9 protein-coding genes are annotated in these 12,632 nt (G+C 46.8%); 2 read left to right on the forward strand and 7 right to left on the reverse strand.

The window, feature by feature from the left end; translation table 11 throughout:
* Positions 1-110: 110 nt before the first annotated feature.
* Entirely contained in the window at positions 111-1,037 is a 927-nt protein-coding gene (locus tag CWB99_RS17170) for a hypothetical protein (RefSeq protein ID WP_138551185.1), read from the reverse strand.
* Positions 1,038-1,386: 349 nt separating this feature from the next.
* Here CWB99_RS17170 and CWB99_RS17175 point away from each other — a divergent pair, with 349 nt between their 5' ends.
* On the forward strand, positions 1,387-1,983 hold the full coding sequence (locus tag CWB99_RS17175) for a hypothetical protein (RefSeq protein ID WP_138551184.1): 597 nt from the start codon (positions 1,387-1,389) through the stop codon (positions 1,981-1,983).
* Here CWB99_RS17175 and CWB99_RS17180 read toward each other — a convergent pair.
* The 4 genes from CWB99_RS17180 to CWB99_RS17195 all read right to left on the reverse strand — a co-directional run bounded on the left by CWB99_RS17180 (position 1,935) and on the right by CWB99_RS17195 (position 10,212).
* On the reverse strand, positions 1,935-4,067 hold the full coding sequence (locus CWB99_RS17180) for an EAL domain-containing protein (protein WP_138551183.1): 2,133 nt from the start codon (positions 4,065-4,067) through the stop codon (positions 1,935-1,937). The two genes, CWB99_RS17175 and CWB99_RS17180, sit on opposite strands and share 49 nt — an antisense overlap.
* A gap of 83 nt (positions 4,068-4,150) precedes the next feature.
* The gene (locus CWB99_RS17185) at positions 4,151-5,053 is read right to left on the reverse strand and encodes a CheR family methyltransferase (protein WP_138551182.1); all 903 of its coding nucleotides are present in this window, start codon (positions 5,051-5,053) and stop codon (positions 4,151-4,153) included.
* Positions 5,031-9,185 carry a response regulator gene (locus CWB99_RS17190; RefSeq protein WP_138551181.1) on the reverse strand — a complete coding sequence of 1,385 codons (4,155 nt, stop codon included), beginning with the start codon at positions 9,183-9,185 and terminating at the stop codon, positions 5,031-5,033. The genes CWB99_RS17185 and CWB99_RS17190 overlap by 23 nt, the downstream gene beginning before the upstream one ends.
* A gap of 100 nt (positions 9,186-9,285) precedes the next feature.
* Positions 9,286-10,212 (reverse strand): LysR family transcriptional regulator, encoded by a 927-nt coding sequence (locus CWB99_RS17195; protein WP_138551180.1) that lies wholly within the window; start codon positions 10,210-10,212, stop codon positions 9,286-9,288.
* Between the two features lie 99 nt (positions 10,213-10,311).
* Between CWB99_RS17195 and CWB99_RS17200 the strand changes: the two genes are divergently transcribed.
* Complete coding sequence (locus CWB99_RS17200; protein ID WP_138551179.1) at positions 10,312-10,776, forward strand: OsmC family protein; 465 nt, start codon at positions 10,312-10,314, stop codon at positions 10,774-10,776.
* Here CWB99_RS17200 and CWB99_RS17205 read toward each other — a convergent pair.
* On the reverse strand, positions 10,764-11,951 hold the full coding sequence (locus CWB99_RS17205; RefSeq protein WP_138551178.1) for a sensor histidine kinase: 1,188 nt from the start codon (positions 11,949-11,951) through the stop codon (positions 10,764-10,766). The genes CWB99_RS17200 and CWB99_RS17205 overlap by 13 nt on opposite strands.
* Positions 11,948-12,628, reverse strand: a complete 681-nt coding sequence (locus tag CWB99_RS17210) for a response regulator transcription factor (RefSeq protein WP_138551177.1) — start codon at positions 12,626-12,628, stop codon at positions 11,948-11,950. The genes CWB99_RS17205 and CWB99_RS17210 overlap by 4 nt, the downstream gene beginning before the upstream one ends.
* Positions 12,629-12,632: the final 4 nt, after the last annotated feature.

The following is a 12,632-nucleotide window of genomic DNA, read 5'->3' on the forward strand; positions in this document are numbered from 1 at the left end:
TATTCGAGTTGTTTAGTAAAATATATAACATAAACATAGACGTAATTATTGCATTTAGAAACAAAATACCTGATTTTCGTATCTAAATCACACCAATTCGCGTTACCTGACTACTTGTTGGCATCTTTGTGTATTTGCTCCAGTAAGTCTTCATCTCCAATCATGCGTTGCATCAGGTTGTATACCTGACTGTCTATATCATTGTTATAGAGCTTCAATATGTCATTGGCCAGTTGCCGTTTTAAACCTGGATACTGTTCATCATTGGCTTGATAATATTGCGCCATCAGGCCTTCAGCAGCCGTTGCGCGCATGTAATCGTTGCTTTCCTTTTCGACTATATCAAGTAAAGAGCGGGCGATACGCCCGTCTACGACCGGTGTTTGAGCTACCACGTCCAGCGCCTGAACGCGCAATTTATCGTCGTACTGACCTCGACTGATTTTGATGACTGCATCTACAGTATCGTAGCTCATAGTGTCCATTTGCGTACGATTAAGCACATACATATTCATCTGTAACTGACCCATAGCGGACAGACGATCAATCACAGGTAAACTCTCATCCAGAACCTTTTGTTGTAACTGTTTAGAGAGTTTATCTGCGTACTCAGGGTCAGTCTTTAGGCGCATTTCATAATCATCAGGCAGGTCTTCGTAAAAACCATACACAGGATTGCTTTCGCGATGTTCAGCTCTTTCGCGTTGCTCTTTCTCTTCCAGAATAGCTAATACTGATGCCTCAAGAGATTGAGCGGCCCCGGGTGATGAAAAGGCACGATTCTCCAGCTCTAACACACGTTCCTGCAAGTAGCGCACTTGTTCTTTTAGTTGCTGAATATGCTGCAGACCTTGCTCGGATTCTTCCGGTCGGTCAGTGGTCAACGGCTCGTTTTGCGACACAAGCTGTTCCCGTTCTCCCAATTGAGTATAGTGAGTAAGCTCTTGCCCTGGCGGTTGAGTAAAGTGGCCGTAGAGCGCGATGCACAGCGCACTGATTGAAAAAGTAAACGACAGTGTGGTTTTTAATTGTGACATATATTTCCTCTCAAGCCTGGCAATCTACACAAAAAGCATTGCTTTTGCATCGAGAATACTGTTAAAAGTTGTACCTCCACAAAACAGATCGGCAAAGCAACAAGGATTCAGGATGATAGCCCGTTGGAACACGATAAAAATAAGTGTCTTAATCATCGCATTAGCAATGCTCGACCTGCTTTTAACCCTGCTCGGCGTTTGGTCTGTACAAGGAGAGACACGCGTCTGGGTTGTGAGTTTCGAAGCGCTGACTTTGCTCTTGCTACTGTCCAACTGCTTAATAATAAGACAATCGATCTATCAACATCAATACGCTCAAAATTGCCGACTATTTGCAAACTTGGCCGTTATGTCTGTTTTGTTTTGTCTGGCCGGCGACCTGGTTAACTTCAATCTGACGCAAAGTTACTTTCAACACGGTACAGTAGTAAAACATGATTACCTGGCTGATTCTGTGTGGTTTTTTATGCCCGGCTATCTGTTCTTATACTTGGCCTGCTGGCGTTTGTTAAACTACTCAGGTGTTCAGGTGGTTTACTTTATGCTTGCCGTGCTGCTCACTGCACTACTGGCATTATGCAGTTACCTGTCTATGCACCTGCCTGACAGCGGCTGGTATATTACGCTCCTAACAGGCAGCTACGCCGTCTTTATTGCTCAGACTACCCTGCTGGGTTTTTGCCTGCTAACTCGTTCCAGCCTGCCAAAAGTGCCCAGATTCTACCTGGCGTTTGGCTTGATACTCGCCACGGTGGCCGATGCACTCATCGGACAATTTTGGATTTTTGGCAATGAGGGGCAAGGTTATTACCCACAGATCAGAGCAATCAATTGGGTATTTTATATCACTTCACAGGCTATCGTTATCCATTTGCCCCTTGTTGCACTGGCACAGGCTCATAGCTCAAGCCGTACCTGCGCAGCTGATGCAGGTTTTGCAAAGTAATAGCCCTGAATATGGTCACATTTTTGCTCCAAAAGAAAGGCCAGCTGCTGCTCTGTCTCAACCCCTTCTGCCACCACTTTTAAGCGCATATTGTGAGCCAGGCTAATAATCGCCCGCACCACCATTTCGCATTTTTCGTCTTCTCCCAACTTGCGAACAAACTCACGGTCTATTTTTAGTGTGTCGATCGGCAGGTGTACCAGATAACTAAACGATGAATAGCCCGTGCCAAAGTCATCTATCGCTACGGCAATCCCCAGGCGTTGAAAGGCATTAAGAATTTCAATTGCCTGTTGGGGGTTTTGTATCATCATCCCTTCCGTTACCTCTACTTCGATGGCATCAGCCGGTAATTGATACTTTTGCAGCAAATAAAACACCATTTCGGGCAACTCCTCTCGCTGCAGTTGCTCCATCGACAAATTAACCGCAATGCAGGGTGGGTTGAGCATTTCGGATCGCCACTTTTTTGCCTGCAAGCAGGCCTGTTCAACAACCCACTCACCCACTTTATTGATCAACCCCATTTCCTCAAGCTTAGGAATAAAAACATCCGGGCCCACCCTGTTGCCGTCGGCGGGAAACCAACGTAACAAAGCTTCTACCTTGTTGACTTTGTTATTTGCAATGTCCCATTGCGGCTGATAGTGCAACTCAAACTCCTGATGCTCGATGGCCGCCCGTAGCTTTTGTTCCAGTTCCAGAGATTCCAGAGCTTGCAAATGCAGTTCTTCGGTGAAAAACTGAAAGTTCTGTCCTCCCTGTTTTTTGGCCCGATACATTGCCAGTTCAACTGCCCTTAATACACTGACGCTGTCTTCACCGGCACCAGGGAAACGCGCTATGCCAATGCTCGGGCCAATGTAAATTTCGTTACCCCGAATATGGTAAGCACCCGATAAATGACTGAGCAAATGTTCAGCAAGTACAGCTTCGTTTCTGACATGCTGCTCAATAAAGTTCTCCAGCAGAATCACAAATTCATCGCCGCCAATCCGAGCAACAATATCTCCATCACTGACCGTTTTGACAATCCGGTGGCCCACTTCCTGAAGTAAAATATCACCCAGCTCGTGACCAAACTGGTCGTTGACCTGCTTAAAATGATCTAAATCGAGATGCAGAAGTGAAAATTCCCGACCATGCCTGAGGCTACGTTTAATCGCCTGCTGCAAGTGTTTTTCGAAAGTGCTGCGATTTACCAGGCCTGTCAGAGTATCAAACTGAGATAAACGACTCAGCTGTTCTTCAATACTGCGCTTTTGGCTAATATCCTGAAAGGCGATAACCACACCAAACAAAGTATTGTTTTCATAGATGGGCGTGGCAATAAACTCAGCTGGAAACATGCGTTTTTCTTTATCCTTGAATAACCCGTATGAATCCCGATAGGTATACCCCTTGGTACAGTGCTCAAATATTTTGCAATTTTCCCAGTTTGCAATACCGGCAAGTGATGTAGATAGACAGATAAACTCCGCAATATCAGCGCCCACCAACATATTTTCATTTAAGCCCAGTATTTTTTCGGTCGCCGGATTGGTATAAGTAATCCGACCCTGAGTATCGACTCCTAAAATCCCTTCGCCAATCGACTTCAACAAGAGGCGGTTCTTATTTTCAAGTTCCTGAATATCATGGAAAGATTGTAAAAGCTTCGTTCTTTGCTGTTCCAGCTCAAGAAAAACCTGCACTTTACTGTACAACGTGTGCGCATTAATGGGTTTAAACAAATAGTCGACCGCACCTACCTCATATCCTTTAAACTCCAGCGCTTCGGTATGATCTGCGGCAGTGATAAAGATAATTGGCGTATGCTTGGTTTCGTCATTCATACGTAGCAAAGAGGCCGTTTCAAAGCCATCAATGCCTGGCATCATCACATCCAGCAGAATAACCGCGTACTTGTGGCGTAATACCAGCGACAATACCTCATGACCCGACTCGGCAGAGTGAAAATTGGCACGCATATCCGCAAGGATTTTTTTCACCACTCTGTGGTTTTCGGGTCTGTCATCAACAATCAAAATCGTTGGTTTGGTGCAGTCATCTTCGTGCACCTGATTTCGCTTTAGTGCTTCCATAAATCATCCTGGTTTGTTTCTTTCCAGCTCCTTCAAGCTTAGTACAAAAATCGCATCTTCCAGCCCGAAACTTAGATATTACCCTAAGTCTTTAGTCCTAGTTTTTGACCCGGTACTTTACGATAAAGCGTTGCAGCATTGTCCAGTAACTGCCATCGTTCACTGGTGTCCAGATAATCGAGATTTTCCAGCCGCCCTAGCCCTAAAAAACCACTGTGATGCAGGCTTTGATCAAACAAATCGACAACCCGCTTTTTTAGAGTACTATCAAAATAAATCATCACATTACGGCAAAGTATCAACTGCATTTCCCCGAACACCCCATCGCAGACCAAATTATGATTGGCAAACACGATATTTCGAGCCAGCTCCATTCGAATCTTGCTGCTGTGATATTGAGTCGAAAAGTGCTCATGAAATGGGGTATCGTGTGATATGGCCAGCTGATTATAGTTTTGCTCTCCCTGCTGCATAATTTCTTCAGTAAAAATACCTACTTTGGCTTTTTCCAAGATACGGTCATTAAAGTCGGTCGCATAGATTTTTGCCCTGTCATATAGGCCATGTGCCTTTAGCAATATGGCAAGAGAATACACCTCTTCCCCCGTGGCACAGCCGGCGTGCCAAATTTTAAAGTAAGGGAAAGTCTCTAATACGGGGAGTACATGTTGCTCCAAAGACTGAAAAAAGGCGGGATCTCGGAAAAACTCCGTCACACTGACCGACAGCTCCTGAATCAGCTTGTGCATGTACCCTTTTTCATATAACACTTTGGGGATTAAATGAGAAAAATGGGGCACATTGTCCATGAGCATACAATTTTGCAGACGCCGGATCAGCGTACTGCGAGCATACTGTGAAAAATCGTAGCCACTGCGCTGGTATAATACATCCAGCAGAATGTCGACTTCCAACAGTTGCTCAGGAGTTAGCTTTCTCTCAGAGTCTTTGCCCTGCGTGAGGTTAATGGAGTCTGTCACTTGCATTTTGCGTTTCGTATAGCCAGATTTTCATCATAGAAATCAATACATTGATATCAACCGGTTTGGCAAGGTAATCACTGGCTCCAGCCTCAAGGCATTTCTGTTTATCTTCACTCATCGCCTTGGCGGTTAATGCGATAATGGGAAGGCTCTGGGAAATATCTGCACGAATGTGCCGCATGGCTTCAAAGCCATCCATTACGGGCATCATAATATCCATCAGGACCAGGTCAAATTGTTCACTTTGCTGTAGCTTTTCCAGAGCCAGTTGACCATTGTCTGCCATGGTCACGGCCAGGCCTTGCTCTTTCAACAACTTGGATAAGGCATAGGTGTTCCGCAGATCATCATCGACCAGAAGTACATGAAAGCCCGATAAATCAACGGGCTGGCTGATAATATCATTTTGCTTAGAGGCTATCACACTGGGTGGCAGCTGCTGCTCTACTGAGTGTAAAAAGAGCTCGACTTCATCTTGCAAGCGCACCGGCGCGTGATCGGTTTTCAGTACAATTTTATCTGTAAAGCGCAACAGTTGATGGTATTCATCCCGGCTCAAGTCTTGTGCGGTATAGACTATAATTGGCGGCAGAGTCAGGCCCGATTCTGCATCCATTCTTTCAAGCAATTCAAAACCCGATATATCCGGCAGGTTCAAATCAACAATACAACAGTCTATCTGATGTTGTTTCAACACCTGCATAGCTGTGCCGCCATCGTTGGCAACATGTAGCTCTAACCCCTTTTGCTGCAAAACCTGCTTAATCACTTTACAGGCATCGGTATCATCTTCTACTAAGAGCAAATGTTTAATGTGCTTTTGCAGCAAGACCTCGAACTTTGCGAAAACCTGTTCCAATTGCTCTAAAGACACGGGTTTAGTTAAAAAGTCGATGGCGCCTTTTTGCAGCGCTTTTGGATCCTTGTTTTTGCCCGAGACTATATGTACCGGAATTTGGCGTGTTTTAGGCTCCGACTTTAAGGTGTCCAATAACATCATGCCATCCATATCCGGCAGTCCGATATCCAATATCACCGCGCTGGGCAGCGCTTGCTGTATCATGTTCAGTGCCTGCTCAGCTTGCGAACACACTAGCGGGTCAAACTGATGTTTGCGGGCAATATCAGATAAAATACTGGCAAATTGACTGTCATCTTCCACAATCAAAATTGTACTATTGCGTTCTGGGGCTGAAGCGGGTCTGACATCTGTGGTGACCATAACATCAGCACTTAAAGATTGCTGCTCAGCCAGCAGTGCATCATCATGCGCTTTCACAAAGTCGTTTTGCTGAGCAACCTGGTTTGCTGGTAAATCCGGTTGAGACTGTGGCTCACCCTGCTCTTCATGATCGGGTTGTTTATGGCGTGGAATATACAGAGAAAAGGTACTGCCCTTATTCACCTCACTGACCAACTGGATCTCTCCGCCCAATAACAGGCTAAACTCTCTCGAAACGGTCAATCCCAAACCTGTACCTCCAAAAGCCCGACTGGTTGACCCATCTGCTTGCTGGAAAGCTTCAAAAATCGCTTTTTGCATGCCTTGCTCGATTCCAATGCCTGTATCTCTCACCACAAAGCTCAAGCTGTTATCCGGAGTCAATGTTGAACTGCTAAACCGAACGTCGCCGGCAACGGGTTCAATGCATAGTTCCACATAACCTTGTTCCGTAAACTTGAAAGCATTTGACAGTAGGTTTCGAAGTACCTGCTCCAGTCTCAGCTCGTCTGTTTCTATGTCCTTCGGCGCCAACGCAGAAACCGTGATTTTAAACTCAAGATTTTTTTCTTTTGCAACCGGGTCAAACTGTCTTTTTAGTCGGGCTACAAAACTGTGTAAATCAACTCGGTCCGAAATCAACTTAAGTTTTCCCGCCTCCACTTTTGACAGATCCAGGATCTCATTAATTAAGGTCAGCAAAGACTGGCCACCGTTATAAATCACCTCAATGTCCTCAAGCTGATCTTGGGTTAAATTGCCTTCAGAGTTCCGGGCTAACGACTGTGACAATAGTAGTAAGCTATTGAGCGGCGTTCTCAATTCGTGAGACATGTTGGCCAGAAACTCAGATTTGTATTTGCTCGATACGGCCAGTTGTTCAGCACGATGTTGCAACTCAATTCGGGCATTTTCAATTTCAATTTTTTGCTTTTGTAAGGTGTCTGTACGCTCTGTAAGCTCAGTATTGGTTTGGGTAAGCTGGCTTCTTTGTTCTCTGAGCTCTTCTTCCGAGCGCTTGAGCTCCTGTGTTTGCTGCTCCAGCTCCTCATTGGCGGCTTTAAGGTCTTGCTGCTGAGATTCAAGCTCTTCCGCTTGTTGTTGCGACTCTTCCAGCAGCTCTTGCAATCGCCCCCGAGATTGAGCGGATGTAAGCGCCTGAGCCTGTTTATCTGCGCTTTGCTCGAGCCACTCTATATCTATAGCCTTGAAAGGTTTAGTGTTCCCGAGTAAAAGTACCCCCAAAACGGCGCCATTTTGTAATCTGTCGACCAGGGGGACCGCGACAATAAATTTAGCCGCAGAGTGACCGAGCCCGGATTCAATCTCAAGCGGTATATGATCAGCGGGTAAATCAGAAAAGCACATCACCTTGCCTTCTAACACCGCCTGACCAGCTAACCCTTCACCAGCCATAAACTCGTTGCTCGCAGAATTGCGATGTTTATATGCAAAACTACTGACAAGCTTAAAACCGCCCCCTTCTTTTGCGTACAATACGCCGACCTCAGCCCCGGTATGTTTGGTGCAAAAATCCACTGAAGCCTGATAAATATCTGTAACGGTTCGAGCGCCAGTCAATAAGTCAGAAAACTCAGATAACCCCGCTTTTAACCAACTCTGCGACTCTAGTTGCAGTTTACTCTCTCTTAATTTCTTGGTCATCGAGTCAAGCGCTTTGCCCAGCTGGTCTTGCTCCCCTTTGGGCACAAAGTCTGTCTGGTAGTAGCCGTTTTCTATTAACTTCACATGTTGTGTGATTGCTCTGAGTGTTTCTGTCATACGTGACAAAGATTTTGACAACCGAACAATTTCAATGCTGCCTTGGAGCTGAACATTGGTGCTAAAGTCACCATCAGCCACTTGCTCTGCAACTTCAATAGACTGGCTAACTGATTGCCCTATCTGCTTATTGATTAGGTATGCGATAAAAGTTGTAATCACTGCTGCCAGCACGAGCGCAATGACAGAGAACAAAGACAGCTCAGCTAAACTTTGTTGGTTAGACATGAGGCTGTTGTCGGCAAGTCGTTGCTGGGCTATCTCTATTTCGATCAGCTGGTTTTTAAGTGCGCGCGTTAGCGGACCTAACTGCTCTTGCCAGATGCTTTCAGCCTGATCCCAATTAGCACTCCGCCTGAACTCAAACATGTCTCTTACCAGCCCCCAGTATTCGACACGTAAACGTGTAATTTTCTGAAATTGCATTATTTGTTGTTCATCCAGCAATGCCTGTTGCTGCTGAACATTTAACCAGGCGTCTTCATGCCAAGAGTGATATTCCTCAAAGTCCCTGAAATAGGACTCCTGATTACTGAGTAAAAATGCTTTTGCAGCGCTCATTGCACTCGCAAAGCTGGCCCTAAAGTCAGCCAGATGTTTTAGAAGCTGTTTACGCTGCTCTCCCGCAGCGAGTTCTTCTTCTCGCTCTATCAACAGGGTTACCGCATTTTGGATCCGCTCAGCTCTGGGCATTGCCTGATTAAACAGAATTTGTAACCCCGGAAAGTTCTCTTCGGTTTGGGCCACAGCTTCTATTTTCTGCTGCACTAGCCTGGCTTCGCCCAGCTTTTCTTCCAGCCTTACAACCTGGTCACGATTCAACGCAGATAAAGATAGTCGCTTTATCTTGAAAAGAGACTCATCAATGTTTTGCCAGGCTTCGCGTCTTCCTTGCAGGTGCTGTTGACCACCTCCAGCCATCCAGGATTTCAGCTCGAGTTTAGAGTCCTCAAAATTCGATCTCAGTGCCTGCATATGCTTTACACTGGTCAGTTCATTGCTACTAAAGTGAGTGCTGCTGCGCTCCAGCTCAGCAAGCTGAAAAAGTGCCGTAATAACAATTGCAGCGGGGATAACAAAGGCGAGTACAAACCCCGCACTAATGCGCGTGCTTAACGTATTTAACTCCATTATTCCTTCTCTCTGTCCAGTGCCAGTCCATTTATTCTTGAAATACTCACTCAGAGTATAGTCACGCAGTCACAAGTTAGGGCAATTTTTTGCCTAAAATTCACCCGATTGATGAGAGAGAAAATTCTAATCTGAGCCACTCAAATAAAGCCACCATTTCTGGCCGGAGCCATTGGCATTTGGGGGCTACCAGATGGTAAGAAAATGCCAACTTGATTGGTTCAACCGGGAGTTGCTCTAACTCTCGACGATTCAGGGCATGATGTACAATGTGGTGCCAACCCAGGGCCATACCCTGACCATGTTTGGCCGCCCCTATCGCCAGACCCACATGGCTGAAGGTGTTAACACGCGGCACCCGAGCGTCTGATGGGTTAAAGCGATTCAGCCATGCTTCCCAACCAAGATTTGCTGGCGCATCCTCGACCCCACCACGATAAGCCAGTAAGGGCACTTGCCCAATCCAGTCTCTGACCGAAGACAAATGAGGATATTGCTGGCGAAGCGTCGGTGAAATCACGGGATAGGTATACTCATCGGCCAGCCAGCGACTGTCCAAATTAGCAAACTCTCCCCGACCAAAGTGCAGATGACCATGAACCCGATTGCTGGCGAAATCGGCCAGCTGGTCCATTGCAATCAGCTCCAGTTGAATGGCAGGCAGCGCTGTGTATAAGCGACTGAGCCTGGGCAACAGCCAGTGTTCCAGTAATGAAGGGATCACCGCAAGAACGAGAGTCTGCCTGTCAGTTTGCGCCTTAAGTCTGGCCTGGCGGATCCCTGCGTTGATTTGTGCCAGTCCGTGATTGACATCCGCCTTTAGTAACTTGCCTGCAGGTGTCAATATTACGCCTTTGGATTTTCTGTAAAACAACTGCACATTGAGCTGATGCTCCAGTTGTTTCATTTGGTGGCTAATCGCGCTGGGGGTTTTGTGCAGGATCTGACCGGCTTTGGTGAAACTCAGCTCAGCTGCGACCACGGCAAAGCTTTGTAGTGCAGTCAGCGAAATATTTGCCTCAATCATGATGTGAATATACTTAACAACAGGTTGAGTTATTATCGCTTTTACTCATAGCAATTCAACTCCATACTGATGTCAGTCATCAAAATCTGGAGCAATAAAATGTCCCAATATCATGCAACTATTCGTTGGCAGCTCAACCACAATGAACGTTTTACTGAACAACAATACAGCCGCGCACACCACTGGCAATTGGGTGGCGGAGCGAAGCTCGAAGCTTCTGCATCACCACACATAGTGCCACAGCCATATTCAGTGCCTGAATATGCGGATCCGGAAGAAGCGTTTGTTGCCTCTTTATCTAGTTGTCATATGCTATTTTTCCTTCACCTGGCTGCAAAATCAGGCTTTGTGGTGGAAAGTTACGAAGATAGGGCTGTTGGCACCCTCAGTGAAGACAGCACAGGTAAAATGGCCATGACCCAGGTTATCCTGCGCCCCGAAGTAACTCTGGCAGCACATAATACGTATGATCAGATGAGCCTGAACACGTTACATCATCAGGCTCATGAGCTATGCTTTATTGCCAATTCTGTTAAAACCGAGGTACTGGTTCAACCGGTGTAACCGGAAAAATGGATCGTCAGCGTAAATTGCTGATCCGAATGCGAATGATGCTGCTCCCGCCAGCCAAAACATGTACATACGCGGGCAATAATTTGGGTACCTAACCCCTGACCGTGATGTGCTTGTTGTTGACCCACTCGATTGGAAAAGGTCATGCCACTATTATCCAGTGTTACAACGAGTGCGCCTTCACCATGTTGCAGCGCGTTTTTGCCCAGCTGCGTCAGGAGTAAGGTCAACAGACGCAGCTGAACTGGCTGGCTGACTGGCTCTGTTGGCAGATTCAGCTCTATGCACAGACCTTGTTGCAGCCAAATCTGTTGCCAGCTTATCAGAACCCCACTCAGTTCAGTTACTGTCAGACGTGCCTGATCGGCTCGGCACAGCAACAAAATAGCCTCACTCAGCGAAACCAGATCCTGACCTGCTTGTTCAAGCTGAGTTAATAAAGGTAAAGCATCTAAAGGCAGCTCATCCAGCTGCCCAAATCGTGCCAGCGTATTTTGGATCTGTGCCAGTGGCGTATTAAGTTCGTGACTTAAAAAGGCGGAATACAGCCGCTCCTGTTGCTGGGCATAGTCTTGTGCGTAGGCATCAGTGGCGGCGAGAATAGACTGAGAAGCAAACTCTTCAAACTGGGCTGGGTTGCTATCTGGTGACTTCAAAGACGCAGTGAGTTGTTCAGACTCGCGCACAATACGTTGATGAGTGGGCCACCATATCAGGGCGGCAAGCACAAACAGCGCCAGCGTCAGGGCAATAAACACCACCAGCAGGCTGGGCGAATCCTGCCCGGCAATACGATGTACAATGTACAGCGGTTCGGACGGCATCTCTGCATAGCGCAGAATATACACATAGTCTTCCCCTAGTGTGAGCAACTGTGTGAATTCCCGAGCCTGTTCGTCAGGCCCCAACCCATGACGCGCAAAAGTACGCTGATAGTCTGTGGGCAGATCTTGCCAGTGACCCATCAACTTGCCGGTATCCTCATAAGGTAATTTTAGCTGGCCCGACAGCGCCACCTCCAGATCCTGATAAAGATAATACTCTGACGTGCCATCCCAGGCATAGTGATAAACCTGACTGGCTACCCAAATCCAGATCAAAGAAAAGATGCTAAACAGCAAAAACAATCGCCTGGCCAGATACCACCTGAGCGTTTTTTGCTTCATGGCGTGGTTTCTCTCAACGCTACGCCCTGTCCCTTGAGCGTGTGTATCACTGACGCTTCATCCCCCCGGCTCAGATTATGCCTCAGCCGCGTTATCAATGACTTATACATATTGTTGTTCACCTCACTGTCCGGCCAGATATGGCGCAATATTTGGACTTTACTGACAGGAGCCGGAGCCTGCTCAGCCAGTAATGCGAGCAATTGCCATTGCTGAGGCGATAACACTATGGTGCGACCGCCTCGCCGGGCAATTTTTGCCGAAAAGTCGATATGCAGATCACCCAGCTCAAAGACCTGGTTTTGTTTGCTTACTTTACCCGTTAACAGCTTGATTCGTACTGCCAATTCCGGAAGCGCAAAGGGTTTGGTTAAGTAGTCGAGTGCACCGGCATCAAATGCAGCCAGCTTATCATCCAGTGCCGTTGCGGCAGTGCAGAATAATACCGGAGCGTCAAACCCCGCCAGTGTTTGTTGCATCAAACTCAAAGCATTACCATCAGGCAATGCCATGTCCAGAACAATCGCATCGTATTCATCAAACGCGGCATTTTTAGCCGCAATTTCTTTTGCGCTGGCAAGCGTTGCGGCATAATCCACGTCAATCCCTTCAGCGTTAAGAAAGTCGATGGTTTGCGCAGCCAGAACCGAGTCGTCTTCAACCAATAAGATCAGCATTTAA

This window comes from Pseudoalteromonas rubra (assembly GCF_005887095.1).
GTDB lineage: Bacteria > Pseudomonadota > Gammaproteobacteria > Enterobacterales > Alteromonadaceae > Pseudoalteromonas > Pseudoalteromonas rubra_E.

Coding starts and splice junctions, on each gene's coding strand:
- CWB99_RS17200 (WP_138551179.1), top strand. CDS start 10,312: ATGTCCCAATATCATGCAACTATTCGTTGGCAGCTCAACCACAATGAA.
- CWB99_RS17195 (WP_138551180.1), bottom strand. CDS start 10,212: ATGATTGAGGCAAATATTTCGCTGACTGCACTACAAAGCTTTGCCGTG.
- CWB99_RS17185 (WP_138551182.1), bottom strand. CDS start 5,053: ATGCAAGTGACAGACTCCATTAACCTCACGCAGGGCAAAGACTCTGAG.
- CWB99_RS17175 (WP_138551184.1), top strand. CDS start 1,387: ATGTCTGTTTTGTTTTGTCTGGCCGGCGACCTGGTTAACTTCAATCTG.
- CWB99_RS17180 (WP_138551183.1), bottom strand. CDS start 4,067: ATGGAAGCACTAAAGCGAAATCAGGTGCACGAAGATGACTGCACCAAA.
- CWB99_RS17210 (WP_138551177.1), bottom strand. CDS start 12,628: ATGCTGATCTTATTGGTTGAAGACGACTCGGTTCTGGCTGCGCAAACC.
- CWB99_RS17170 (WP_138551185.1), bottom strand. CDS start 1,037: ATGTCACAATTAAAAACCACACTGTCGTTTACTTTTTCAATCAGTGCG.
- CWB99_RS17205 (WP_138551178.1), bottom strand. CDS start 11,951: ATGAAGCAAAAAACGCTCAGGTGGTATCTGGCCAGGCGATTGTTTTTG.
- CWB99_RS17190 (WP_138551181.1), bottom strand. CDS start 9,185: ATGGAGTTAAATACGTTAAGCACGCGCATTAGTGCGGGGTTTGTACTC.